The following is a 25215-nucleotide window of genomic DNA, read 5'->3' as shown; positions in this document are numbered from 1 at the left end:
TAGTTTATTGATAACCAAAAAGTTTTTTGGATTTAATCAGATCGCGCACTTTTTCAGGTACAAGCTTTTCCCAAGCAGGATCGCCTTTTTCAATCATGCGCATCACATCAACAGAGTGCAAATAATCTGCCGTTTCGTCACATCCTGAAATATCCACGATCTGCTTATTCTCTGTAAAATAAGCATAGATATGACGAAGATGAGGAGCAGGAAAGAAACTCTTCGTTGTTAGACATAACGTCGACGTTTTATGCGGGTAAATGTAGAGCTTCGTCTTTTGCTCTAAAAGTTTACCCAAACCTTCAAGAAGACCACCTTCAAGATTTTTATAGTGTTCCTCTTTAAAGAGTTTTTCTAAATGGCTTGCTCCCACAACCAACGCCATAAAGTGCGGGTTGTAGCGACGGATAAAACGTTTAAGTCCATAGAATAAGAAGAAGTTGGAAATCAAAACGTGCATTCCAAGATTCGTCAAAGTTTCAACACGGGCTAAGAAGTCTTTCTCATTGATATGGCCATCCGTTTGCAAGTTGTGCATCGTGAGCTCCATAATCGGTAACACATCAAGATCTTTGCCTTCGCTTTTACGAACGTCATCTTTGATTTGCGCTAAACCTTTTTGCAAAACATCGAGGTGAGTGCTTGTCACCGGACGGAATGTTCCACGCTGAATCAGCAAGGCTTTTCCATAAATAGCATCAGAGACATTAAGGATTTCATTGTTTGGAGAAAATAAAATCGCCTCTGCCAAACCTCTACGAACCAATTCCAAATTCATTAGGCGGCCATCGAAATGTTTTACTGTCGGGCCTTTGAATTTGATCACATCGATAACGATCTGACCTTCTTTAAGACCTTCCACAAGATGAGTAATAAAATCTTCGACTTTGTCTAAATGATAGAAGGCGCACGTCAGAAGGTTGACACCTAAAACGCCCAAAGCTTCTTGTTGTTGCAAACGATGACGATCCAGCATGCGCACATGCAAGATAATGTCGTTGGAAGGGCCGTTGGGATCTGCTTGAAAGCGCACACCCATCCAACCGTGAGATTGTTTCTGTGTTTGTTTGTTGCTGCTGGATGAAGCCGTTGCCACCGTGTTTGCAAAAGAGAAGAACTTCGTTTGCGCTCCGCGTGTTGATGACAGGCGATCCGTCAAAAGATCGTACTCATGACCCAGCATTTTTTCCAAACGTGATTCGCAGACATAACGGCCATTGGGCTCACGACCATAAATATCGTCACTCACGATCATGTCGTAAGCAGAAATAGTTTTAGCAATTGTTTGAGAAGCTTTTCCGGCTTGAAAAAAGTGGCGAGCCACTTCTTGACCAGCACCGATTTCTGCAAACACACCATAGCGAGTGGTGTCGATATTGATTCGCAGTGCTTTACCCGTGGTGTTTTCAGAAGAATACTCGGACATTATTTTTTCTCGCCTTCTTTTTCAGCTTTCACCCAGCCCGTGATCGCAAGACTCATGGCTTTTTCAATCGGCATATCTAACGGAGTGATACGAGAGCGTGGCACCATCAAAGTAAAACCACCCAAACCGTAACTCATCGGAATGTAAACGGCGATACGATCTCCCGCATTTTGTTCAATGGCAGGAACGTCTTTAAAACTTTCACGCGTCACAAGACCCAACGCGCGAACTCCGGAGTCGGACAAATCCACAAGCACAACTTTTTGCAAACCACCCGGACCGCCACCTTTTGAAAACAAGTTCATTAGATCGCGCAGGGGACTGTAGATCGCTTTGATAAATGGAACTTGCGTCAGCTTTTGTTCCAGCTTTTGGAAGATACCGCCAGCCAAGATGTTATTGAGAATCAAACCCAAAAGAAGAATCAACACAATTGTAAGTAAGAAACCTAAACCCGGTATGTAGATGGGAAGAATTTGGCGGAGAGCATCCCCGAGAAAACTATCCACGATCGCGATACCGGCGTAGATGATGTAAATCGTCAGCGCAATCGGTAGGAAAGTCACGAGACCTTGCAAGAAGATTTTCTGAAGTTGTTTCATAGCTGGATGTCCTGTTCGCTTTTTAACCTATCGGTTGAAACTAAATATCAGCTAAGTCGAGGCTCTTCAAGCTCTTACGCCGTTCTTAAAATGAGACAGTTTTTTTCACCCATTTTTCACTCAACCCCCCCGGACTTCTGGCCGAAGAGAATAGGGTTGAGAAGGAGAACCGGTGAAACCGATTCTAAGAAGTCTTTTTATTTCATGCAGTACGTTGGTTGGTGGACTCGCGATGGCGCAAGTACAACCTAAAGTCGTTCCTGGCGAGTACCTGATTAAGTTTAAGGCTTCTTCGGGAGGCGCAGCGATTGCGCAACAAAAACTCTCAGGCAAAGCCTCTTTAAAAGCCTCCTTCCCTGGTATGGGAATCATGCAGGTTTCCATGAAATCCGCAGATGAAAAAGTCAATTTTGAGGCTCTTAAAAACGATCCCGACGTTGAATATATTGAACCGAACTTCGTTTTGGAAAAAAGTGAAGTGGAGCCCAATGGCCCTGTTGAGCGTCTGACATATGAGCAGGTGGTCAACGCGAATGCGGCTTCTACAAATGCTTCGGTTTATTCACAATCAAATGCAAATACGGGAGTGGCTTCGGCATGGCCGATACTTTCTCCGTTAGCATCTTCCAATGATAAAGTCGTTGTCGCGGTTGTTGATACCGGTCTTGATAGATATCACGATGTCTTTAAGCCTGTTGCCAACGGCGGAACAGGAGCTCTTTGGATCAATCAGGCAGAAGCAAATGGCCTCCCTGGAGTTGATGACGACCAGAACGGTTTTGTCGACGATATCAACGGTTGGAACTTCATCAATAACACAAATAATTTTTTTGACGATGACGATCACGGAACACACGTTTCGGGAATTATCGTCGGCACAGGTCAAAATATTTTTGCGCGTCCTTTGCAAGAATCCAAACTGCTGATCATGCCTTTGAAATTCCTAGGTGCGAGTGGCTCGGGCTCTACGTCGAATGCGATTCGCGCGATTTATTATGCCGTTAATAACGGCGCTCGTGTGATCAACAACTCTTGGGGGGGAGCGGGTTACAGTCGTTCTCTTCACGATGCGATTATTTACGCCTACGATCACCGCGTTCTTGTGGTTTCCGCAGCGGGTAACTATTCGAATAATAATGATGTGAATCCAATGTATCCATCGAACTACGACGTGCCAAGCAACTTGGCGGTGGCTTCAACATCTCGCTATGATGATCTTTCAAGTTTTTCGAATTACGGTGCAAACACCGTTAATATTGGAAGCCCTGGTGAGTATATTGAAAGTACCGTTCCTGGTAACGCGACAATGTCGATGTCGGGAACAAGTATGGCGACTCCATTTGTAGCTGGTATGGCGGGACTCGCTTTTCGAGAAGCACCATCTTTATCTGGCTATCAAATGAAGCAGCTTATTTTGCAAACAGCTCAGCAAAATGGTTACTTAAATGGCCTTGTTTCAACAAGCGCACGCATTGATGCTCTTTATCTGATTCAATCAGCCAAGCAAATGGTGTCGACAGCTTCAGCGCAACCAAGTTACAAGCCGTCTTACTTGGCGGACAGATCTCCAGCCAGTGATGCCGCTGGTGGAGGCGGTTGCGGTTTGGTGAAAGCTGTCACGAAAAACGGTCCGGGTTCTGACGATGGATCAGGTGGTTCACCGATTGGTATTGTGGTTGGACTTCTTTTAGTGCCACTCGCTGTATGGCAAGTGTTGCGTGTAAGAAGTGCTGCTTCAGCCGATCCAAAAGACAAACGTCGTTACGAACGCTTTAAAATGAGTTCTGAAATCCGCGTGAAAGTCGGCGACCGCGAATTGGTCGGAGCGATGAACACGATTTCCGAGGGCGGTCTTTCATTCAACACCGACCAAGCATTGGAAAAAGGCGGCATCGTCACGATGAGAATCCAAAGCCCTGATGGCCATGAAATCATCGAGGTCACAGGACAAGTCGTCTGGTGCGAAAAGAACCAAGCTTACGGAGTCCAGTTTGCCAATGCCAAGCAGGGAACTCTTGCTATGATTCGCGATTGGACTGCAGGGCTCATCAAAACATAGTCTTTGCTAAACAAGTAATTTCTGAGGGGCTTCGATCGACAGATTTGAAGCCCCTTTGCTTTGGTCCTGAAGTATTTGGCGTTTTTTTCCAGACTTGGATTTGGTGCTTTGGGTTCCGAAGAGATTCTTATGAAGAGTAAGATTTTGGTTCTTAAGATGATTTCGGTGGCAGGGGCATTTCTAGTTGGATTTTGGATTCCGCTTCGGTTGATTGGGTATGTTTTGGATCCGGCTTGGGAAATTGTTTTTGATCTTTTGATTTCTGTGGTGGCGGGGATCAATGTTTATCTTTATTTTCAGCGTTCTGAAAAAAATGTTTCTGATTTTCGTTCTTGGGTTAACTTAGGGCTTTGTTTTGATCTTGTTTGTTTGCTTCCGCTTTCTCTGATGGCTTTTGTTTTCTTTCATACGACGGTCAGTGGGCTTTTGATTTTTAATTTGCTCGCGGCTCGGCATGTTCGTCATGTGAAAGGGATTTTGGATAGCTTTGGACACCTTCAGCCCATCACGTATCGTCTGGTTCCAATTTTTGTGATGATGCCTCTGTTGTTGCATTTGATTGCTTGTGCTTGGATTTCTTTGGGGAGCGGTACTGCGGGACCGGATACGGATCAAGTTTATGAATATGTGAAAGCGATTTATTGGTCGTTTACGACTCTCACGACAGTTGGTTATGGAGATATTTCTGCTAAGACAATTCCGCAGATGTTATTTACTTGCTTGGTGCAGGTGACGGGTGTTGGTGTATTTGGATTTATCTTGAGTAACGTAGCAAGTCTTCTGGCTCGTAAAGATGCGGCTCGTGAACATCACATGGATAATCTCGACAAAGTTGAAAACTTCATGCGTTCACATCGCATTCCAAGTGATACGCGCACGCGAGTTCGTTCTTATTATCACTACATGTGGCAACATAAAAAAGGTTATCGGGACCATTCAGCTTTGGAAGATCTTCCTAAAAAAATTCAGTCGGAATTATTTTTTCACATCAATCGTCCCGTGCTAGAGCAAGTTCCTTTTCTTAAGGGAGCCTCACATGAACTCGTTGAAGACTTAATGCACGAACTAGAATCCCGCGTTTGCATTCCAGGAGAAAAAATCTTTAAAACCGGAGATTCCGGCGACGCCATGTATTTCATTTACAAAGGCGGCGTCGAAATCATCTCAGATCAGGGTGCGGTGATTGCAAAATTAGTCGAAGGAAGTTTCTTCGGAGAAATGGCTCTGCTTTTTGACGGCAAAAGAAACGCCACAGCCAGAGCCACTCAGTTTTGTGATTTGTACGTTCTAAAAAAAGATTCTTTCGAACACGTGTGCGCAAAGTATCCAGAATTTCTGGAACACATCCACAACGTCATTCAAACAAGGGCTTCTTAAAGAAGCTGACAACTCCCTGAAAGCTCCTTCATCACCGGAGGAGCCGCAGGATTGATGAGTTTACTTTTATAAGTATTCCCCTGAGGCGGATAAACCATCATGTGAATTTCATTATTAGGATCATCCTTAGAAAGAATCAAACGAAGCATTTCACCGTTCTGCGGATTCTCATTCGAAACAGGCATCTCCCGAGCCGGAGTATAAAACATAGCAACAGTAGCAGTCTCCGCAGGAACACCTTTATCATCAACAGCCAAAGTCACCGTCCCAAGAGGACTCCCAGAAAACCCATACTCACACTTAAGCTGCCCAGCAAAAACAAAAAGGGGAGAACAAACCAAAGCAAAAGAAAAAATAAATGCTTTCATAAAACGTCCATTCCACAAAATAAGTTTGAAAAGATAAAGCCCTACCCCAAAAAGCATAGAACCAACCCTCAAACCAACGCAAATTAAAAAAGGCGCAAGCCCACTGCGTTCACCAACAGAACAAACAAAATTCAACAAGGACAACGAAAAAACAAAAAGGTCAAAAAGAGAACTGCTCCGAAGTTCCTTCTAAAAGAACTCACAGGAAATCAACTCAAAGTGTGCAATAGCAGCACGCAGTTATTCTTTATGGAGTTCAGCAAATTTGAAGTGGGATGGAGTTTAGGAATGGCTGTCCGAAGAGAGGCCTTCGTCGGCGCCACGATGGCGCGAACCACTGCGCAGCAGTGGCGACGACCGAGCCCGGATGGCGTGCCGACCGAAGCGACAGCCATTCCTAAACTCCATCCCACTTCAAACCCCGCTCGAAGCCGTCCTAAAGAAGAACCCCGTGCAAAATCATACTAGCAACAGTGAAGTAAATAACAAGCCCCGTGACGTCAACAAGAGTAGCAACAGCAGGAGCAGAAGCAGAAGCGGGGTCGAATCCTATTTTTTTCAGGACAAACGGCAACATCGATCCAGAAATAGTACCCCAAAGAACAACTCCAATAACACTCACGCACACCGTAGCCGCAACAAGCATATAGTGACTTGTGTAAAGTGCTTCACGATTCGGCCAAAGCATAATACGAGTAAAACCGATCACACCGAGCAGTGCTCCTAAGCAAAGTCCCGTCACAAGTTCGCGCCCTAAAACACGCCACCAGTCACGCAAGCGCACTTCACGAAGAGCAATCGCACGAATAATCAAAGTCGAAGCTTGCGAGCCCGAGTTACCGCCTGAGCTAATAATCAAAGGAATGAACATCGAAAGAACAACAGCTTTAGACAGTTCATCTTCAAAAAATGCCATCGCTGTGGCTGTGAACATTTCCCCAAGGAAAAGGATCATCAGCCAGCCACCGCGTTTTTTTAACATCTCGAACATCGAGATCTTCAAATACGGAGCATCCAAGGTTTCAACGGCACCGATCTTATGGATATCTTCTGTCGCTTCTTCTTGAATCGCTGTCGCCACGTCGTCGAACGTAACGATACCTTTCATCACACCATGTTCATCGACAACGGGAACCGCCATCAAATCTTGTTGTGAGAAGATACGACCGATTTGTTCCTGGTCCATTTCTGGCGGAACTTTTAAAATATCCGTGTGCATGATCTCGGAAATCTTTTTGCCGGGAGCTGCAGAGAATAATTCGCGGAAAGAAACCACACCCAAAAGTTTTTGATCGGAATCCAAAACGTAAGCGTAGTAAATCGTTTCAACGTGGGTTTTGGCTTGAATGCGGATGTAACTGATCGCTTCATCCACAGTCATGTCAGGACGCAAACGTACGAAGCGGGAGCTCATCAAGCCCCCGGCGGCGTCTTCGGCATAAGCTAAGAGCGCTATAACCTCACGCTTTGTTTGTGGATCAAGAAGAGACAACAGGTCCTCTTTTTGGTCCAGTCCCATTTCTTGAATTAAATCGGCCACGTCATCGGGAGCGAGAAGACGAATCCACGAACGCTTTTCCAAATGCGAAGCTTCGGCGATGAGTTCGGCCTGGTCATGAGTCTTGAGGCTTAAAAAGAGTTCTTCAGCCTCAGTGCGGGGCAATTCTTTGAATTTCTCACGACGTTCATCGGGAGACAGAGCTGACCATGTGTCAGAAAGGTTCATGACGGAGTCTTGGTCTTGTGTTTCTTCAAGGGGTTGGTTGTTGTTGTCCATCACCGCTCCGCTCTGGCTGAAAATAAATAATGCTCCGATGAAATACTCCTTTTCATCGGCAGCCGCAAACTTATTTTTTAGACCAGTTCTGTATTTTTAAAACGGGGAAGAACCTCATGGGTCGGTCCCAAGGCGACAATCTCTCCGTTTTGCAACCACAGGATGCGATCGCACTTCGCTAGAGTAGAGAGTCGGTGAGCAATAATGATCTGCGTTCGATCCGAAAAGAACTCCTCGGTTGCTTTAACCATGATCTCTTCAGATTGAGGATCCACTGAACTTGTGGCTTCATCCATGATCACAATCGGAGCTTCCTGCAAAAGGCAACGGGCCATGCACAGAAGCTGTCTTTCACCCAAAGACAAGTTCTTGCCGCGCTCTTCGATTTTCATCAAAAGTCCGCCCGGTTGAGCTAAGACCCAAGAACGAAGACCCACTTGGTCCAAGACCTCCAAAAGGCGTTCGTCGGGAAGATTGTCTTTGATGTCTAAGTTAAAACGCAAAGTTCCTTGAAACAGGATCGGTTCCTGCGCAATAAAGGCCATGGATTGACGATATAAATTCAGATCCACACCTTGGACCGCTTCGGAAAGTTTCGGGGCATGAGTGTTGATAGAAATGTTTCCTTTATCAATCGGGTATAAATAAAACAAAGCCTGAATAAGACTCGATTTTCCGGAACCCGTTCGGCCTACGATTCCTAAGCGTTCTCCGGCCTTGACCTCGAAATTAACACCTTTAAGAACCCAAGGAAGGTCTTCGCGGTAACGGAACCAAACATCATTCACTTGCACCGAGGCACTGCGATCTTCTGTAAGGCGGCGGTGGAGCAAATATTTTTCCACAGAGTCAGAGTAAACAGGATGTCCCGTTGCAAACTGAGCGTAAGAAGGCAAATGACTGCCTTTTTCAATATCCATACGCATGTATTGATCTAAACGTTCAACCCCAATCATCGCTTCTTCAAATTGCGTGAGCCACTCAAAGAACATCTGCACCGTATTTCCTGAAAGCGCGATAAAACTAAACGCCACACCGACAGAGCCTACGGTTGCCCAGCCTTTTTCCACCATAAAGTAGGCGGAGACCCCGGTGATAAGTAATAATAACGCCGTTAAGCTGTTCATCTGAAAAGAAAAACTAATCAGACTTTTTGTGGTGTTCATTTTTTGAGTTAGAAAATAACGATCCAGTCTTTCAAAGCGCTCACCAAAAGATTTTTGACGGCGGAAAGAGCGAATCGTGCTTGCGCCTTGAGTTGTTTCTGCAAAATGCGCAATGCTTGGCGACCGGCTCGCCGAAAGTTCACGGCGGGAGGTGCGCAGTTTTTCCTGGTTGAGTTTATAAATCAAGAAATTCATAACCGCGATGAATGCAACGAATATCAAATAAATCGGATTCGCCACTGAAATCAAAATCACCATCATCACAAGTTCAAAGATGATCGTGATGAATTCGGCTAAAGGCCCGCCAAAAAGACGGAAGATGTTTCCGTAGTCACTCGAAAAACGTGTGATGATTCTTCCCGCTGGAGCGTTGTCAAAAAAACTCATCGGCAGACGGGAGGTACGCAACGTCACTTCATCATAGACCGTAGAAATCGCACGGGCCGATAAACGCGAAAAGTTTGTACGGAAGGTCACCGTGAGAATGAATCCACCGAAAGCCATACTTCCTAGCAGAGTAATAATCCCTTTTTGGCTAAGACCAGAAAGCGGAGTTGATTTTCCAACGAGTTCATCAACCCAATAACCAATCACGTTGGCATTGGCTAAAAGCAGACCGCGTCCTATGATTCCCAAAATCAGAAAGAAAATAATTCTTCCGGCAAAAGGTTTGTAAGCAAAGGCCAAAGTTTCAAAGATGGTTTTACTATAGCCGCCTTCTTTGCGGATTTCTCCGTCAGAAAGATATTTAGGTTTTACAATGGGCTTCGCCACTTGTTTTTTAGACATGAGAAGCCTCCTGTTTTTTCTCGGCAGCTTCTTTAGCCACACTTGTCGTGTACTCGCGGAACTTTTGATTGCGGCCTAAAAGCTCTTCGAAGGTCCCTTGGTCTAAAATCTTTCCGTCTTCCATAAAAAGAATACGGTCAACGCGATGAAGGGCGCTAAGACGGTGAGTGACCAAAATTCTTGTGCGCTCACTCCAAGCTCCCAACAACAACTGTTCAAAAAGCTTGTGTTCCGTATCGACGTCGACAGCACTTAAGCAGTCATCCAAGAGCATGATCGGTGCTTGATGGAAATGCACACGCGCTAAACCGACACGCTGACGTTGTCCTCCTGAAAGATTCACGCCGCGTTCACCGATTTCAGTGCTCAGGCCTTTTTCAACCCGCTCGGTAGTTAAATCAAATTGCGCAAGTCTTAGTGATTCTTCCACCATCGGGTCACGTTCTGGCTCAATATCATAAAGAAAGGCCACGTTTTCACGCAGACTTGCGCTCATGATAAAACCCTCTTGAGGAACGTAAGCAAACTGCCCACGCACTTCATCTAAAGGCACTTCTAACGCATTTTTATTTCCTAAATGATATGAATCAAAGCGAGCCCCGGTCTCACGCAAAAGTGAAAGAAGCAGCATGGATTTTCCGGCACCGACTTCACCCACAACGGCGACAAATTCCCCATGGGCAATGTTGAAATTAAGATTGTTTAAAATATGTCTTTTGCCGATCACAAGATTCAGACCATGCACTTGCAGCGCATATTTTTGATCGCGCACTTGCTCTTTTGTAATGCGTTCTGTGCTGTCCGCCGTTTGATTGTTTTTCGTACTAAAGAAATCTTCCAAACGCTTTAACGATGTCCAAGAATCAAACGCAAAAGTAAAAAACCATGGCATCTGCCTAAACGGACGAGTCAAAAACACACCGACAATCCAGAGAAGTGCTAAAAGTTCGCCGCTGGTGAGTTGATGTTTCGAGTGCAGAACCAAAGTTGCCAAAGCAATCACGTTCAAAATAAAAGTGATGGAAGAAGAAACGGCATTCATGATTTGACCGTTTGTCACCATCGTGATGCGGTTTTGCGTCTCAACGATACGTTTGGCAAAAATATTTTTTTCGAAATGACGAGTCCATCCCAAGATGCGGATGGTGCGGATGTTTTGCACCCACTCGTTTACAAGACCAATACGCTCCGCCGCCAATTGCTTAAAAAGAAAAAAGAACTTCGATTGGCGAAAGGCCATGAACGAATTAAAAAGGGTGATAACGAACATCACAATCAGCGTCGGCCATAAAGGAATATCAAACAAAACAGAAATAGCAAAAGGGGCTAGCAACAGCGGAAAAAGAGTCGAGCATCCAGCAGGCAACGTTTGATCCAAAAACACTGTCGCACCTTGCACGTCTGTTGCGTAAAGAGAAACAATCTCTCCCACAGGTTTGCCACTCATGGTATCCACACGCAGATGCAAAGTTTTTTCGTACAGTCTTTGTGCAAAAACTTTTTGCATGTAAAGCGACTCGCGCACGCTCAAATAATTTGTCAGCTGCGAAAAGGCCTGCGCCAAAAGCACGCACAAAAAGGCGCCAATGATGTACGTCAATGGATTGTCGAAACGAATCAGATGCAAAGTTCCTTGAACGCCTGTCAGTTGATCAATGAGCTCTTTTTGAAAAAAGGGACCCAAGAGGCCTAAAAGAGCCGCCATTAAAGACGATAGCAGAACGAACACGCGGGCGTGAAAACGAGTGAATACGACTTCTGAGAACAGCGACTTCATGATGCATCGTTCCTAAACCAGCCCGTGATACTTAAGCGTGGTTGAAAGCTCTTCTCGACTTGATGAGGGAAGAGGTCGCTGCGAAACAAAACAAAAGTGCCAAGCTGAGGCTCAATCTGTGTGATCAGAGTGTCTTCGTGATCAGGCTGATAGAGACTTAATTCGCCACCATGTCCCTTTTTCCAGCTTTCATTGAGGTAAAGGATGAAAGTAATCTTTCGAGCTCCGGAACCTCGATGATTATCAATATGCTTATCATAACCTGCCCCCGGTGGGTATAGGGCAAAGTGTGTTTCAAATCTTTTAAGTCCTAAGTAAAAAGACTGATTGAGATGTTCTAAGAGAGTTTGCAGATGTGAGAGAAAGTTCTGCTGCAGAGGTGAGACTGTGTTTTCGTCGATCCACAAAGTGAAGTCGCCGCGAATTTCTGAATGTGTTGTTTTCGTGGCTCCGCGTCCGATAGAGGCTTTGTTAAATTCCCCTTGGTCGTGAAGCCTTTGACACTCTTGGGCGAGCTTCCTACTGAACTCTTGTGGAAAAAGTTCAGTCGAGCTTGCCCAGTTTTTAGCGGCCAGCTCATCGAACATTCTTTCGAGCTCTATGAGATTGATTTGATTCTGTTCCAAAGTGTTGCCATTCTATGGGACGAGAGGGATTGATGGCAAAAAGTTCTTTGAATCGCCGCGAGTTTTTAAAGATTTCAGCATTGGGTACGTCGGCTATGGCGCTTAGCAGTTGCACAAGCCTCGACCGTTTCTTCATGGGCGACTCCCGAAACCTCAAAAATGAAGTCGTCATCCTCGGAGGAGGAGCCGCAGGTCTAGCTGCCGCCTTTGAACTTAAAAAACGCAAAATTCCTTTCCGCATATTTGAGGCGTCCTCGCGAGTCGGCGGTCGCGTGCAATCCGTCACCGTCTTTCCTGAAGGGGGCCCGGTCGCGGAATTGGGAGCCGAGTTTTTTGAAACATCTCACTCCCAAGTTTTTCTTTTAGCACAAGAACTGAATTTACCTGTGCGCGAACTCAAAACGCCCACGGATCTTGAAGCACACCTTTTTTCTTTCGAGGGAAAAACTTATCGTGTGAAAGACGTCGTGCCGCGCCTAAAGACATTGCAAAACGTCTATCGCCGTATTCGCAGTGACTTGTTCCGCGATCAAGATGTCATTCTTAGCTATAAAAACTCTTTGCAGTTTGAACGCTCCGTTTATTACGACACATTGTCTTTAAAAGATCTTTTGGATTCGTGGAAAAGCGAAGTCGATCCTTTAGTGTTACAAATCATCGAGACCCAAGCGGTGAGCCGTTTCGGAGTGGATGCCAAAGACCAATCTGCATTGCATTTCCTTTCAACGATTGACGCAGAAGGAAGTTCTCTTCTTTCAGGTCGCTCAACATATCGTTTGGAAGGGGGCCTTTCAGAATTGACACAAACTTTGGCAGCTCGTGTGGCCGGAGTTATTCCTGATCAGATTTTGCGCTTAAATTTTCCTTTAGTGGAAATCGAAGAAAATGGTGGTGTCTTTGAACTGACATTCGTAGGTCCGAACGGCAAAGAAAAGTTCATCACTCGCAACGTGATTTGCACGGTGCCATTTTCAAAATTGCGCGAAGTAAAAGGTTTGAGCGATCTCAATTTCTCTTCGCTTAAACACGAAGCCATTCGCACGCAAGCTTACGCGACTCACAGCAAAGGTGTGATGACATTTGCAACACCATTCTGGCGCACTCGTCGCGGTTCGGCGGTGGCCAATCTTGGAAACTTCACAGGAGATTTTGTCTCTCAAAAAATCTGGGATTCAGGACGTGCTCAAAACGGAACTCAAGGTCTTTTAACTTTCCAAAGAGGCGGCTCTTCAGGTGCAAAGGCGGGGGCGGCAGCTCCCGAAGAAGCATTGAAAGATTTAGGACTTTTCTATAACGATGTTCCTTCCTTGGAAGGCGACTCGTCACAAGCCGTGAACTGGCTTCAGAAAAAATGGGCTTTAGGATCTATGGCTGTGTTTAAACCGGGTCAGTACATGCGCTACAAAGGGGCTGCCGCAGAAGCAGAGTACGAAGGTCGATTTGTTTTTGCGGGGGAGCACACAAGTTTAAGATTTGCGGGAACTTTGCAGGGAGCTTTGGAGAGCGGCGTGAAGGCCGCCTCCGAAATCGTGATCTAGATTACTTTACAAGATTCACTTGCAGTGTCGCTGTTTCGCCTTGAGCGGAAACAAAACCATCCACATCTGTTTTGTTGATCGCATTGATCAACGAACTCATGTGGTTGTTTGTAAGGCTCATACCTTGAGGAACGCTGCCATCGGCATTCACCCAGCTGTAATTCGGCTGCGGAGACACCACAAAAACGATGATGTTGTAAGAAGGACGGAAACCTTCTTTTTCAACTTGCACTGAAGGCAAAGTCATCGCGTCTTCAGAAATATAAACCGTGCGTGACTCTTTCACTTGAGAAATAGAGATTTGCGAAGAGTCTGTTGAAATGAACGGACGAGAACCGACAGCATAAAGAACTGTCAGGTACTGACCACGCATATTGCCCAGGCGATTCACTTGCAAAGAAGGAATCGTTTCAAAGCGAGCGGCTTCCGCATTTCTTTGAGAAACAGAACCACTCATAAGGCCCAAGCCAATGATCAGTGTGAGTGCATTAATGATGATGAGTTTTAGAGATCTCATTGTTACTTCGCTCCTGTTTTCGCGTAATCCAGATACATCACTAAGTGACCGTTTGGATCCATGGCGACGCGATTGATATCAAGCTTAATTCCCAAAATTTCAGGAGGCAGCGGCAGACTTCCTGGAATGACTTCGTCTGATTTCGCCCATCCTGCGCTCTTCTTGCGCAACTCATCTTTCACACCTTCGCGGACTTTACCTTTGAAAAGGGCTCCGGCAAAAGAGATGTACTTGTCATCCAAATACATGCTGTCTGTGTCGATAGAGACCAGCGCAAGCTGCATGCCGCTCTTATCGCTCAATTGACGAAGTTTTGCAATAATATCGAAGTCGACGACGATGGTGTCTTTCAGGAAGAGAGAACCCGGTCTGTTTTCCACCGATACGCGCATTTTAACGAAGGTTTCTGTAGGTTTTAAAACCGCACCCGCTGGAGTTTTTACATAGTCAATGAGTGGCGGCGCCTTCAGTTTCAAAACGGAACCGTCGGATTGCTTGATTTGCTCGAAATTCCTGCGTTCATAGCTAAGCTGCAAGATGCGGTTGATCAACGCACGATCCAAACTTAAACCGATGTCAAAGTTCTCTTGGGGAACAAGCCCCATAGTCACAGGACCGCGAGATCCATGGGACTTCACAGGATTGCTTTGGCTGTTCACAGGATCTTCAACATAAGCTGTGAGCGCAATATTCAATGACTTCTTCAAGTTGATATTTTGAAGTTTAAGACCCCATTTAAAATCAGGGCGTCTGTCGTTTTCTTCTTTACCTGGAGGGGCCATGTCTTGAACTTGCTCTAAAGATCCACCCAAAAATTCTTTGGCTTTTTCATTAAGCATTTGTGGCAATTGTTTGCGAGCAAACTCGCCCAAGTTTTTACGAATCTGTTCCAAAATCACAGGAGCTTGAGCATTGAAAAGCTTATCGACTTCTTTGTTGTTCAAATAGAATTTCTTGCCGTTGATCTCTACGGCAAATGTAGGAACGATCAATTTTCCATACTTCAGCGACATCGAAACTTGATCAAGATTGTTGTCAATTTCAAGGGCTTCGAAATCAAGACCGCCGTAAGCATTCATACGGATATAAAATGGCAAACGAAGTTTCAGCGGAGTTCTTTGGTCTCCGGCTGCAAGCGTGACATTTTCAAATCCGGCTTTTCCTAGGAATTCATTATTCAAATCCCAAGCAACCACGGAGCTTGTCGAAACAGTGAGCTGTTTTACTTCAAGCTCAATAGCTAGGACCGCGCCGTCCACTTTACCAAGTGCGCGCATAAGATTTTCGTCAGTCACCAAACCAAAGCGAGAAAACTGCGCTACGTATCCTGATTCACCAATCTCAATTGTCGGACGGTGATTGTTCATCGAAAAGCCGACCAACCATTGTGTTAACAAATCACGAACTTGCTTATACATTTTTACGGCGTCAGGATTGGAATTAATAAAGTCATCAGGGTTGATGTCTTTTTCAAAAGTATATTTCATCGCAGGGAAATAACCCTCATCCAGCTTCACTCCCAAGTTTCCTAGGATGTCACTTAGACGAGTATCAAAGTATTTCATCCCGCGAGACGTGACTTGGACTTGGACTGCATTACCTAATAAATGCTTGTTCGCAATCTGCGGGTTGCTGTCAGAAGCAGCATGCGCCGTCAATCCTTGCAGGGACAGTAACAGGGGCATCAACAATTTAGATGTGTGAAACCGACGTACCATTTAATAAACCTCATCTTTTTGGGGGCTATTGTCCGCTCGGGATCGTTGCAAGCAGGATTCCAAAAATAAAAGGTCTTATGGCAATTGTAGTGCAGCCCAGGGTTTCGACGACTGTCTAAGATTGAGACAGGGGCCGAAAAGGGCGGTTTGTTTGGGGGAGTAACAGCTGCTTGTTGTGGCGCGAAGGCTGACCATCCATGAGTGGCCTTCCTGACGAGCATCGTGCTCGTCAGGGGATGTAAGGAAACAGCTTGCTCACGGACGGCGGAAGAACGCAAAACTGTCTCCGCTGTATTTACCACCGCATCGGTGCTTCACCGTGTTGCGATTTTCCCCAGAGATTTACCTAGTCACAAGGATTTCAATGAACTTTTATTTTTCATCTTTTATGAACAATGAATAAATCTTTAAACATCGTGACATTATCGCAGCAACAAAAAATATAAAAAAACATTTGACGTGTTTTCCGACGCATTTAACTGCTCTCAGTTAAACAATCTCTGGAACAAATTTTATTTTTTCAAAATAGTCTGTGATCGTTTCCTATAAGAGCTATTGACTCGTTTTGAAGTGAATTAAAAATCATCACTGACAAACTCAAAATTTCAATCCTAAAAGGTGTGCTATAAGTTTCTCAAGAATTCTTCGGAGGAATTTATGCACGCATTAAAAAGACTTTCTAATCTAGAACTTGAAACGAATCTCAAAGATTTTGTACAGAAAGAACGTAAACTTCTTCATGTAATTCTTGAGCATATTAAAGAAATTGATTCAAGAAAGTTATATTTAGAAAGAGCTTACTCTTCTTTATACGAGTATTTGGTTAAAGAGTTTGGCTATTCCGGATCAGCTGCGATGAGAAGAATTGAAGCCGCAAGACTTTTAAATGAAGTTCCCGCTATGGCTCAAAAAATTCAGGAAGGTTCATTGAATCTTTCCCAAATCGGTGAACTTTCCCGTTCGATTAAAGAAAAAGAGAAAACGACGGGCCAAAAAGTATCTTCACTTCAGAAGCGCGAACTTGTCGCAAAGATTGAAAGTAAAACAACACTGGATACTCAAAAAGAATTAGCGTTAGCATTGGATTTACCAGTCAAAGAATTTGAGAAGCAAAAGATACAACAGAATGAATCTTTGCGCCTAGAAATCACTTTAAGCAAAGAACAATATCAAAAGCTTCTTCAGTGCAAAGACTTGGCGGCGCATTTGTTGGAACAAAACCATAAGGATTCTTCTTGGGCTTCTTTATTTGAATTGCTGGCCGATCAATATTTGCGAAAGACTTTCAGACAGAGCGATACAGAAAGCTCAAAAGTGGTAGCATCGAAAGTAGATACGACAAAGAACGCAAATGCAGACGACACTGCCGTTCAGACCAATTCCGTAACACCTTGCAAAATCGATGCGGTGGTGAATGATTATAATAAAACGTTAACTCCGAAAACTCGTCGGCTTATTCTTAAGCGTGATACCTGCTGCCAGTATCGTGACCTGCAAACTGGAAAGATTTGTCAGAGCACTTATGGTTTGCAGATCGATCATAAAACTTCGCGTTGGATTGGCGGAGGTAACGAAGCTCGAAATCTCCAAGTTCTCTGCGGAAAGCACAATAGATACAAATATTCCAAAGAAGCGGGATTAGTAATCAATGCTCGAAATCTTCGTCGTTAACTAGGAACCAGGATTTGCCGTTGTCTTCGGACTTTAAAAGGGCGGAGTTCAGCATTGGGGAAGTGTTGATCATTTCTCCGGTTGGCGTTTTGAAGAAATAAGGCGCGTATGGTCTCATCTGCGCGTATTCCAAATACAGATTTTCTTTTCTATCGATCGTCATCACTTGGTAATAATGTGTGTATTCTGGAGCATTCGGATAGACCAAAATTTGTGGAGAATTCCAACGACAAGTTTTTGAAACGTTTTTTTGATCAGAGAAATCACAGTCCGCTTTTTGATAGGCGAGAGCGCCGAAGTATTCTGCATTGAAAACTGATTTGTCTGACGCCCACAAACGATAGGCAAGATGCAATTGATCTTTGCTGTCGATCACCAAAGACACATAGGTCTGACTGCCTCCGGGAACACCAGGAATATTAAAATTGGCAGAGTAACCACTGTTCGTGGTGTTCGTAAATTGCGGAGCACTCCAAGCATCGATGGAGTCAGGTTTTAAAGAAAACGCATGAGTAAAATGCGCCCCATGCGCTCCGCCTATGACATGCAGAATACCTTTACTTGTGCGAACAATGCCGGGCTGATTATGACTGTCATTCAAAGGCCACGTTTTGAGAACTTCTGTTTTCTTAAGAAACCTTGTTTTTATGTCGTACTCAGCCACCCAAATTCCTGAGTAAGGATTTCCTTTTTTATCGGGAACTGTATTCACTGGTCGACCAGTCTTATTTTTCTCAAGCTTATGATCCAAAGTGGCTTCAAGCCATGTCACAAAGTATTTGTCGCCAGAGCGTAAAACTTTAACAGCGCTTCCACTGCGATAACCGATGGGCTGCGCCGTAGTGCTGATCTCAACAGGTGCATCAACAACAAGTTCACCTTTGTCATTAAATGACGTCGTCTGCAAAGTCAGTCGACCCACAGTGCCTTGCCAATATTCAAACCCCGTTTCGTAACCGGGAGCTTTTCCTTGTTTTTGATAATACAAAAATGCGGGAGATGAAAACAAAGGATTCGGAGAATAAGGTCTCTCCAGGTCATACCACTCCGGAAGATTGGCATCGCTCAACAAGATTTTACTCTGCCACGAAATACCGTGGTCTTTTGAATACATCAAAACATAATGCTTCAGCGAAGGATTCTCTGTTCTGATGCGTACGACGGTATACAAGACGTCGTCCTTATCAAAGACCGCCATCTTCGGATCCCACAAAATGTCTTGTTTGTTAAAGTTAGCCAGTTGCTCAAGGGACGTTTGAGGAAAACTTTTATGTAAAGCGGAAAGATCTAAAGGCAGGTCTCGCCAAAAACCTAATTCATATTTTTTAAATCCATTCATGAGTGCTGTCGTTTGACCGCGATCGTGTTTTCTTAAATAGGGTTTGTTTTGATTATCAAAAGCCGGAATATAAATCGGGTAGGAGGGATTCCAATTAAAGGCTTTTCGTTCGTGAAAAGTTTCAAGATAGTTGGCGACTTCCGCGGATGAGTTAAAAAGATTTAAACCCGAACTCGGAAAAGGCGGAAGTTTTAAAGGTGCATAAGTTCTATTCGTTGAAGAAGACTCAACAGAAGAAAATGAAAGACTCCCTTCGGGAGTCGATCTTGGCAGAGAAAGCTTTACAGAGGTGACCACGGCCGTAAGAGCAATGGCCAGTCCCAAAAGTTTCTTCATGTCTTATCCTAAAAATTAAATCCGTATCCTGCGCGAAGGACGATTTGATTCGCGGAAGATGTGTTATTGTCCGGGAACATTGCATAGTCGAGCTGCACAGGAATAAAGTTGTTACCTTTCAAACGGTAATCTAAACCCAAAGAACCGACGATTGTTTGATTCGTGCTGACTTTGCTTGTATCCAAAACGTTACTGGATTTGCCAATGGCAAAAAGAAATCCTAAACCGGCACCAGCCCACACATCCATACTTTGTGAGCGAACGAAAGAATAGCGCACCAAAGCTTCAAGACCCAAGTAGCTAAGTTCTACTTTACAATCGGAACTTCCGGAGCAAGAAGCGGCCGCAGAGGAACCTGAAGCTTGCAAAGTTTCATAACCCCCAAGAATGCGGGCACTGAAACCACCATCAAGATGCATTTGATAAAAACCGGAAACGTTAAAGCTGCTTCCTGAAAGAGAGATTGAAGAAGCACCACTGGGTTTTACGGTCATCTTATTCATCGCATAGCCCGCTGTAAAACCCCAAGCGGATTTAGATTTTGAAAGTGATTTTGTTGGTGCTGTAGATGTCTTAGCCGCAGCAGAACCGCCAGGAGTGTATCTCTCAACACTAAAATCTTTTTGCATGCGGCCTTTTACAACCATTGCCACAGCTTTTCCGTCTTTCACTTGTTTGATTTCAAGAAGAGCACGGGGTTTTCCATCAGAGCTTCGCGCTCCGAGTTTGTCGCCGACTTTCAGATCTTCACCTTCCAAATCAATAAGTGCGCGATCGTTTTTAACGACGAGTGTTTTGAGGGCGTAAGCCGGTGAAACCAAAGATGTAAGCAACAATGTTGTAATCAAGATCTTCATAAGGGGATTATCGACATAATCAAAATGAAACTAAAGTGTCTCAATGGGGGAATTGAAAAAATCGGAACAGAAAATTTACCACAAAAACCGTGTGCGGAACATGAATGAAACATTTAGTTTAAAAAAAGATGTCTCAATGTGAGAAGCATGGTCGTGTTTCTGCTCCCAAGTCCGATAAGATGAATATATCGCGGAATTATTCAATGGGGGAATGACCGTGTCCAAACGTATTGGTACTTTTTTGATAGTACTCGTGGCGACGTCGTCTGCCTTTGGGCAAACTTTATCTGAAGTAGGCCTATTCAACCGTTGCTATTCTCATTTAACTGGAAAACCCGTTCCACTCGGCAATGGAACAATGGCACAGATTCGTGCCGGGAAGATGAGGGCCTTGGACGCCTGCAATGCTTTATTGGATAAAGCAGAGCTGGACCCAACGGGACCTCTTTATAATCGCAACGACGGTGAAGCTCGTTCGATCCTCAATAACTTTTATAACTTTCATCGCAGTTGGTTTTCTGCCAATACTGTTGATCAGATTCAAGAGTACAGCGCAGAGCTTTCGCGCGGGACCATTGATATTTACGATACGACGGAACCAGGTCTTGCTCTTACGCGCGCGATGTTTGCGCGTAACGCAAAATATTCTGACGTTTTGACTCTTTCCACGGGCGTTCATGCCCAGCGCGAAGAAAACATGGCTGTCAAAAATATGATTGGTTGGAACGTCAACTTCCCCGGTCGTTTGATGTATGGAAATAACGGCGGCTTCGATCAAAATCTTTTTAACTTTCGTTCGTACACAGGTGGATTTAACGGAAATTCAGACACAACGAATTCTATGTTCGTCAATCTTCCAAAAATTGAAGTCGGTGAACTCGTGGGGATTCGTCTCACAGGTGAGAACGCGAATATTCCAAACGTCTCGTTACATCCGTTGGGAGATGATAAGCGCGGTAACGACCAACCGGGATTGAATTACAGCTTTGATCTGTTTAAAACATTTGGTGGCGGCGTTTTAGGGACACCTATTTATTTTATGCTCAACTACGGTCATGGCCGTGGAGTTGAAGCTAACGGTTCCACAAAAGTTCCTCGTCGCTGGTCGCAGACGAATATGAATTCATTTTTATGCGCAGAACTTCCGGCTTTGCGTGAATCGGATATTAAGCAATATGTTGTAGGGAATTCTTCAGCACCTTTTAGAAACTCTGCAAGCTGCGTGATGTGCCATGCAACCTTAGATCCGATGGCTTACACGGCCCGTAACCTGGTCGTGGCGAATTCGGACTATTTCGTGATGTCCCAGGGTTCCAGAACGAATTCAAAAACGGCTCTTCATGTAACAAGTTATCGTCCTGAATTTCCGTCAGTCGGTGGATGGCCTTCTGAACCCGTGGCTAATTTCCATCGTCAAACTCCGACGGGTCGTTTGTTCTTTAGATCCATGACAGGAGAGCTCGTCGATAAACCGGTTAGCAATATTGCGGGCCTTGGCGCTGCGATGACGCAAACGAAGGACTACTATTATTGTGCAGCAAAGAGATATTTTGAGTTTTTCACAGGAATTCAAGTAGCTCTTTACGATCGTACAAATCCTGCGAATGCAGAAGTGAATCGTAAATTATCTCAAGAAGCTATGGATGACAGAAAGTTTATTGAATCTCTTGGGGAAGAGCTTCAGAAAACGCAATCTGTTCGTTTGCTGATTAAAGATATCATGGCTTCAAAATACTATCGCAGCGTGAATTATCGAGAAAAATAATTTTGGGGGCGTCACATGGGGGATGGAAATAAATTATCAAGAAGGGGTTTTATCGCAGGTGGTGCTGTTGCTGGCGCTGCGGCCCTTGTTCCAACTCCGTTGGAAAGACTGCTCAATGTTTTAAGTTCCGGTTTTATCCAACAAGCACAAGCCGAAGCGAGTGGCAACGCTGGCGCACGCAATTATATTAATATTCTTATGGCGGGCGGACCGATGCGCTACGCTTTTGATGCGTGGATGCGCACGAACGTGAACGACACCATGCTTGATTTTAATCCAATGGTAGCCACAAAGTTCGTGAACTCCGGCGGTCGTGTTGTCGGAGTTGAAAATGCGACATTCAATTATAACGGCGTTCTTGTGCCGCATATGTTTTCTCACTCCGTCTTTAACAGTGCAGGCGCACAAAGACCTTTGACCGATCTTCTTAATCACATGCTGGTGATTCGTGGATTCGGAACGGGTTTCGACGGACATCCTTTTAATGCCACAGCTCAACAAGCACCGGTCGGCGGTGTGTCTTCTGTTTTAGGCCTTGCTGCCGATTACTCTTCAAAAACTTTTGAAGCCGTCGAGTGGCCTGAGCGCGGTGACTTTGGAACTTACACTTCTTCAAAAGGAAAAGCTCTTAACAAAGTTACCGGAAATCCTTTGTATTCATTGCTTGAGGGGTTCGGTGGTCCGCAAGGTGGCCGTGTGAAAGGCCGCTCTTTGAAAGACCGCAATCGTGATGCTTATGATTTGGCGCAAGCTCGTTTGCGTGCTTATGCTCAATCGGATTTTAACGGTTCAACTGTTTTAGCGAAAAATCTTTCCAATGCTTCAGAGTTGATGAAAAAAGGCACGGGCAATCTTGACGGTTATTGGAATCCAGCCGTGGCTCGCTACAGAGCTGTGATTGAAAATAGTATGCGTCAGTCAGGTTTAATGGGAATCAGCGATGTGCCGATGATTTCTGATGGTGGAGCTTATTGGGGAGTGCACGTAGCCGACGGGAATCGTCGTTTGCTTGTAAGCAGTGACTTCGATTTGCGTGAGTCTGTGAAAAGCATGACAGCTCCGGGCTCTTTGGCAGAAGGCTTAGCTCTTGCCGAATACGTTTTAAAAGAAAATCTTGTGACATCTTTGAATTTGCAAATGGGTGATCCGGCGAATGTGATTTTGAAAGATGCTGCCAATGGCGCACAGGCCGTGCATACGGCGATCAAAGACATGCACGAAACGGGAGCCATTCCGGGTCTTCTTATCACAACGGCTTACTATCGCGCTTTAGCGGCAGGTCTTTTAGAGTTGATCGATCAGCTTAAAAAAGTTCAAACCAATGGCACAAATCTTTGGTCTGAGACTGTGGTGCAAGTGATTTCAGAATTCAATCGCAGTGCGCGTGCAAATGGCACGGGCAGTGATCACGGCTTTAATCAAATGGTGACGAGCGTATTTTCGGGTGCCATTCAAAAAGGTCCTTTTGTTGTCGGTAATATCCAAAAAGCCGGTCATGGTGGTGGATATACGGGCACTCAAGGTATCGGAGCCGCGATTGATGATTACAATCAAAAAGGTCGTCCTACTCCGACGATGGCGGCTTCAACTGTCGCAGCTCTTTTACGTGTTCCCAAAAATCCTTATGAGAATTTGGCAGCTCCTTTGGTTGAGCTTAACAACGGTCAACTGCGCGTTTTAAAAACGGCGAAGATCGTGGGGTAATAAAGATGAAGATGCTAAAATCGCAAAAAACGAAAATCTTCACTCTTGTTCTGTCCGGCCTTGTGCTCACTCAGATGTACCAAAACTGTGGGCAGATGGGAGAGTTTCAGGCGTTGGATATGTCTTCGATGAATCTTTCATTGGGTTCTGAAGGTTCCACAGACTTAAACCATCCGGCGCAAAAAGACGTGGTCTTGCCGACGCAAAAAATCCAAGTGGGGAATCGAGAGTACGTCGCCTCTTTGGTGCGCGAAGTATTTACTAATCCAGCAGCACCTGTTCCCAACTTAGAAGCGCTGATCAATCAATGGATTATCAATCGTGGTGCGCAGTATGGTCTAGGTTGCAATCCTTATAGCACTTATTCCGGTCGTGATTGTGGTGGAGATATTTCGAATGCGAATCTTTCTACTCACGTTGACGACAATACCGTACGTGAATCCTTTCGCGTTCAGTTCTGTGAGAATGTCTTAGGAATGGATGAGGGCGTGAACGCTGTTCTCGCAAAAATTTCGAACCGTCCGACAGCTCCGAATGCGAGTGCTGCGAAGCAGGTCTATGGTCTTTTTTATCGTGGTGATGAGCCCTCGGATCTTGTGATTAATTCGCTTCTGGAGTTGGATCGAGCTATGGCGGTGAAAAATGAGACACCGCTGGAAAGATGGCGAGCTTTGGCACTTCAAGTTTGCGAATCACCAGGGTGGCAGTTACAATAAAAGAGTTCGTTTTTGGGGGAAAAGTAGATGAAAGCTGGGATGAAAAGCGCGCTGATCGCGGGTGGTGCGGCTGTGGTGTTAGTTTTGGGTTTCCAAAACTGCAGTGACTTTGCCTTGCAAGATCAGGTTCTCTACGAACAAGGTCTTTTCGAATCTCGCGAAGCTTTAGATGCGAAAACTCTTCCCGCACTTTTAGAATCTGAAGAACTTTCTTTGTGGTCTAAACCAGGCCAACCTAATTTCGTGAACAAACAAGTTTGGGGAGATCAGGTCTCTATCGTTGTTGCGGCTGATAGGTCTGCGACAGGAACATTGGCCAACGTGAGATCCGGCGCTGGTGTGGATGAATCTTCTATTTCCGTTGTGGCGGGAAAAATTCGTGCGACTCGACTGAATACTGTAGGTACAAGTTATACGGAATACCTTGAAGTTCCACTTCCATCAAGCGGTGACAAAATGGTTGTTGCAGCTTCTTTCGGAGCAAAAGCTTCCGACATTTCTTTGATGGTAAACGGTGTTGTTCAGTCGGGAACCGTACAAAAAACCGGAGCGCCTTTTGATTACTCTTACACATTGAGAAGTCTTTCTTCGACGCCGGTTGGCGGACAAGTGTACGAGTATGTTGTGTACGGCGGAGACAGCCTTTATAAAAAAGGAAAGTTGACGAATTCAGAACTCAACGTCATGTCTCGCTATGTTGCCAATGACAATATGATTGCGAATGTGATTTTCGATCCATCGTTGATTAACGATGGTGGATCTGGTGGCGGCGATGTCGTGAATCCTAAATTCGTTGCAGCTAAAGCAGTCATCGATGCGAAATGTATCAGCTGTCATAAGTCCGGCGGATACGATCCAAACTTCGTGAATATCACAGAGTCTAAAGCTGTGGGCAATGGCTGGGTCGTTAAAGGAAATCCTGAAGCCTCGAAGCTTTATTATCGTCTGCAAGGTTCAGCAGGACCGGGCACGAAGAACATGCCATCAGGTGGAAGCATCAGCGGAGCTGAGGTTCAATCTATCGCTGATTGGATTAACAGCATTCAATAATTTTTAAAAAGAGAAAAACAATCACCAAAAATTAGGG

General features: G+C 44.9%; 19 protein-coding genes. 8 read left to right on the top strand and 11 right to left on the bottom strand.

The genetic code is table 11. The annotated features are described in order from the left end of the window. Nucleotides 1–4: 4 nt before the first annotated feature. The gene (locus AAAA78_RS11990) at nucleotides 5–1426 is read right to left on the bottom strand and encodes a hypothetical protein (RefSeq protein WP_340592287.1); all 1422 of its coding nucleotides are present in this window, start codon (nucleotides 1424–1426) and stop codon (nucleotides 5–7) included. Next, the gene (locus AAAA78_RS11985; RefSeq protein WP_340592286.1) at nucleotides 1426–2028 is read right to left on the bottom strand and encodes a DUF502 domain-containing protein; all 603 of its coding nucleotides are present in this window, start codon (nucleotides 2026–2028) and stop codon (nucleotides 1426–1428) included. The genes AAAA78_RS11990 and AAAA78_RS11985 overlap by 1 nt, the downstream gene beginning before the upstream one ends. A gap of 172 nt (nucleotides 2029–2200) precedes the next feature. On the opposite strand from AAAA78_RS11985, the gene AAAA78_RS11980 reads away from it, so the two are divergent. Further along, a complete protein-coding gene (locus tag AAAA78_RS11980) occupies nucleotides 2201–4087 on the top strand; it encodes a S8 family serine peptidase (protein WP_340592285.1) in 1887 nt (628 codons plus the stop codon). Nucleotides 4088–4216: 129 nt separating this feature from the next. Continuing rightward, a complete protein-coding gene (locus AAAA78_RS11975; RefSeq protein WP_340592284.1) occupies nucleotides 4217–5464 on the top strand; it encodes a cyclic nucleotide-binding domain-containing protein in 1248 nt (415 codons plus the stop codon). Here AAAA78_RS11975 and AAAA78_RS11970 read toward each other — a convergent pair. From AAAA78_RS11970 to AAAA78_RS11950, 5 genes are all read right to left on the bottom strand, one after another. Next, the gene (locus AAAA78_RS11970) at nucleotides 5461–5832 is read right to left on the bottom strand and encodes a hypothetical protein (protein WP_340592283.1); all 372 of its coding nucleotides are present in this window, start codon (nucleotides 5830–5832) and stop codon (nucleotides 5461–5463) included. The genes AAAA78_RS11975 and AAAA78_RS11970 overlap by 4 nt on opposite strands. Nucleotides 5833–6268: 436 nt before the next feature. Continuing rightward, nucleotides 6269–7609 (bottom strand): magnesium transporter, encoded by a 1341-nt coding sequence (gene mgtE / locus AAAA78_RS11965; protein ID WP_340592282.1) that lies wholly within the window; start codon nucleotides 7607–7609, stop codon nucleotides 6269–6271. Between the two features lie 77 nt (nucleotides 7610–7686). Beyond that, a complete protein-coding gene (locus AAAA78_RS11960; protein WP_340592281.1) occupies nucleotides 7687–9564 on the bottom strand; it encodes an ABC transporter ATP-binding protein in 1878 nt (625 codons plus the stop codon). Next, nucleotides 9557–11341, bottom strand: coding sequence for an ABC transporter ATP-binding protein (locus tag AAAA78_RS11955; RefSeq protein WP_340592280.1), 1785 nt, complete (start codon nucleotides 11339–11341; stop codon nucleotides 9557–9559). Before AAAA78_RS11955 ends, AAAA78_RS11960 begins: the two co-directional genes overlap by 8 nt. Continuing rightward, nucleotides 11338–11967 carry a 2OG-Fe(II) oxygenase gene (locus AAAA78_RS11950; RefSeq protein WP_340592279.1) on the bottom strand — a complete coding sequence of 210 codons (630 nt, stop codon included), beginning with the start codon at nucleotides 11965–11967 and terminating at the stop codon, nucleotides 11338–11340. The genes AAAA78_RS11955 and AAAA78_RS11950 overlap by 4 nt, the downstream gene beginning before the upstream one ends. A gap of 32 nt (nucleotides 11968–11999) precedes the next feature. Here AAAA78_RS11950 and AAAA78_RS11945 point away from each other — a divergent pair, with 32 nt between their 5' ends. Continuing rightward, a complete protein-coding gene (locus AAAA78_RS11945) occupies nucleotides 12000–13505 on the top strand; it encodes a flavin monoamine oxidase family protein (protein WP_340592278.1) in 1506 nt (501 codons plus the stop codon). A gap of 1 nt (nucleotide 13506) precedes the next feature. Here AAAA78_RS11945 and AAAA78_RS11940 read toward each other — a convergent pair whose 3' ends face one another. Both AAAA78_RS11940 and AAAA78_RS11935 read right to left on the bottom strand, forming a co-directional pair. Beyond that, nucleotides 13507–14022 (bottom strand): hypothetical protein, encoded by a 516-nt coding sequence (locus AAAA78_RS11940; RefSeq protein ID WP_340592277.1) that lies wholly within the window; start codon nucleotides 14020–14022, stop codon nucleotides 13507–13509. 2 nt (nucleotides 14023–14024) lie between these two features. Further along, complete coding sequence (locus AAAA78_RS11935; RefSeq protein WP_340592276.1) at nucleotides 14025–15740, bottom strand: hypothetical protein; 1716 nt, start codon at nucleotides 15738–15740, stop codon at nucleotides 14025–14027. A 657-nt stretch (nucleotides 15741–16397) separates the two neighbouring features. Between AAAA78_RS11935 and AAAA78_RS11930 the strand changes: the two genes are divergently transcribed. Beyond that, nucleotides 16398–17411, top strand: a complete 1014-nt coding sequence (locus tag AAAA78_RS11930) for an HNH endonuclease signature motif containing protein (RefSeq protein WP_340592275.1) — start codon at nucleotides 16398–16400, stop codon at nucleotides 17409–17411. On the opposite strand, the gene AAAA78_RS11925 is transcribed toward AAAA78_RS11930, so the two are convergent. Further along, entirely contained in the window at nucleotides 17386–19086 is a 1701-nt protein-coding gene (locus AAAA78_RS11925; protein ID WP_340592274.1) for a BNR-4 repeat-containing protein, read from the bottom strand. The two genes, AAAA78_RS11930 and AAAA78_RS11925, sit on opposite strands and share 26 nt — an antisense overlap. Nucleotides 19087–19094: 8 nt before the next feature. Further along, entirely contained in the window at nucleotides 19095–19943 is an 849-nt protein-coding gene (locus AAAA78_RS11920; RefSeq protein WP_340592273.1) for a hypothetical protein, read from the bottom strand. A 211-nt stretch (nucleotides 19944–20154) separates the two neighbouring features. On the opposite strand from AAAA78_RS11920, the gene AAAA78_RS11915 reads away from it, so the two are divergent. Genes AAAA78_RS11915 through AAAA78_RS11900 form a run of 4 tightly spaced genes read left to right on the top strand, consistent with a single transcriptional unit; the run spans nucleotide 20155 to nucleotide 25178 of the window. Then, nucleotides 20155–21708, top strand: coding sequence for a hypothetical protein (locus tag AAAA78_RS11915; RefSeq protein ID WP_340592272.1), 1554 nt, complete (start codon nucleotides 20155–20157; stop codon nucleotides 21706–21708). A gap of 15 nt (nucleotides 21709–21723) precedes the next feature. Then, nucleotides 21724–23412 (top strand): twin-arginine translocation signal domain-containing protein, encoded by a 1689-nt coding sequence (locus AAAA78_RS11910; RefSeq protein WP_340592271.1) that lies wholly within the window; start codon nucleotides 21724–21726, stop codon nucleotides 23410–23412. Nucleotides 23413–23417: 5 nt separating this feature from the next. After that, nucleotides 23418–24128, top strand: coding sequence for a hypothetical protein (locus AAAA78_RS11905; protein ID WP_340592270.1), 711 nt, complete (start codon nucleotides 23418–23420; stop codon nucleotides 24126–24128). A gap of 27 nt (nucleotides 24129–24155) precedes the next feature. Continuing rightward, nucleotides 24156–25178 carry a c-type cytochrome gene (locus tag AAAA78_RS11900; RefSeq protein ID WP_340592269.1) on the top strand — a complete coding sequence of 341 codons (1023 nt, stop codon included), beginning with the start codon at nucleotides 24156–24158 and terminating at the stop codon, nucleotides 25176–25178. The last annotated feature ends 37 nt before the right edge of the window (nucleotides 25179–25215 follow it).

This window comes from Bdellovibrio sp. BCCA, from assembly GCF_037996825.1.
Lineage (GTDB): Bacteria > Bdellovibrionota > Bdellovibrionia > Bdellovibrionales > Bdellovibrionaceae > Bdellovibrio.
This window is presented reverse-complemented; position numbering and strand designations above follow the sequence as displayed.

What these genes read in the sequence shown, in the direction of transcription:
- AAAA78_RS11985 (WP_340592286.1), bottom strand. Translation starts at nt 2,028, where the DNA reads ATGAAACAACTTCAGAAAATCTTCTTGCAAGGTCTCGTGACTTTCCTA.
- AAAA78_RS11905 (WP_340592270.1), top strand. Translation starts at nt 23,418, where the DNA reads ATGAAGATGCTAAAATCGCAAAAAACGAAAATCTTCACTCTTGTTCTG.
- AAAA78_RS11915 (WP_340592272.1), top strand. Translation starts at nt 20,155, where the DNA reads ATGACCGTGTCCAAACGTATTGGTACTTTTTTGATAGTACTCGTGGCG.
- AAAA78_RS11940 (WP_340592277.1), bottom strand. Translation starts at nt 14,022, where the DNA reads ATGAGATCTCTAAAACTCATCATCATTAATGCACTCACACTGATCATT.
- AAAA78_RS11945 (WP_340592278.1), top strand. Translation starts at nt 12,000, where the DNA reads ATGGCAAAAAGTTCTTTGAATCGCCGCGAGTTTTTAAAGATTTCAGCA.
- AAAA78_RS11935 (WP_340592276.1), bottom strand. Translation starts at nt 15,740, where the DNA reads ATGGTACGTCGGTTTCACACATCTAAATTGTTGATGCCCCTGTTACTG.
- AAAA78_RS11990 (WP_340592287.1), bottom strand. Translation starts at nt 1,426, where the DNA reads ATGTCCGAGTATTCTTCTGAAAACACCACGGGTAAAGCACTGCGAATC.
- AAAA78_RS11910 (WP_340592271.1), top strand. Translation starts at nt 21,724, where the DNA reads ATGGGGGATGGAAATAAATTATCAAGAAGGGGTTTTATCGCAGGTGGT.
- AAAA78_RS11955 (WP_340592280.1), bottom strand. Translation starts at nt 11,341, where the DNA reads ATGAAGTCGCTGTTCTCAGAAGTCGTATTCACTCGTTTTCACGCCCGC.
- AAAA78_RS11970 (WP_340592283.1), bottom strand. Translation starts at nt 5,832, where the DNA reads ATGAAAGCATTTATTTTTTCTTTTGCTTTGGTTTGTTCTCCCCTTTTT.
- AAAA78_RS11960 (WP_340592281.1), bottom strand. Translation starts at nt 9,564, where the DNA reads ATGTCTAAAAAACAAGTGGCGAAGCCCATTGTAAAACCTAAATATCTT.
- mgtE (WP_340592282.1), bottom strand. Translation starts at nt 7,609, where the DNA reads ATGGACAACAACAACCAACCCCTTGAAGAAACACAAGACCAAGACTCC.
- AAAA78_RS11975 (WP_340592284.1), top strand. Translation starts at nt 4,217, where the DNA reads ATGAAGAGTAAGATTTTGGTTCTTAAGATGATTTCGGTGGCAGGGGCA.
- AAAA78_RS11925 (WP_340592274.1), bottom strand. Translation starts at nt 19,086, where the DNA reads ATGAAGAAACTTTTGGGACTGGCCATTGCTCTTACGGCCGTGGTCACC.
- AAAA78_RS11930 (WP_340592275.1), top strand. Translation starts at nt 16,398, where the DNA reads ATGCACGCATTAAAAAGACTTTCTAATCTAGAACTTGAAACGAATCTC.
- AAAA78_RS11900 (WP_340592269.1), top strand. Translation starts at nt 24,156, where the DNA reads ATGAAAGCTGGGATGAAAAGCGCGCTGATCGCGGGTGGTGCGGCTGTG.
- AAAA78_RS11920 (WP_340592273.1), bottom strand. Translation starts at nt 19,943, where the DNA reads ATGAAGATCTTGATTACAACATTGTTGCTTACATCTTTGGTTTCACCG.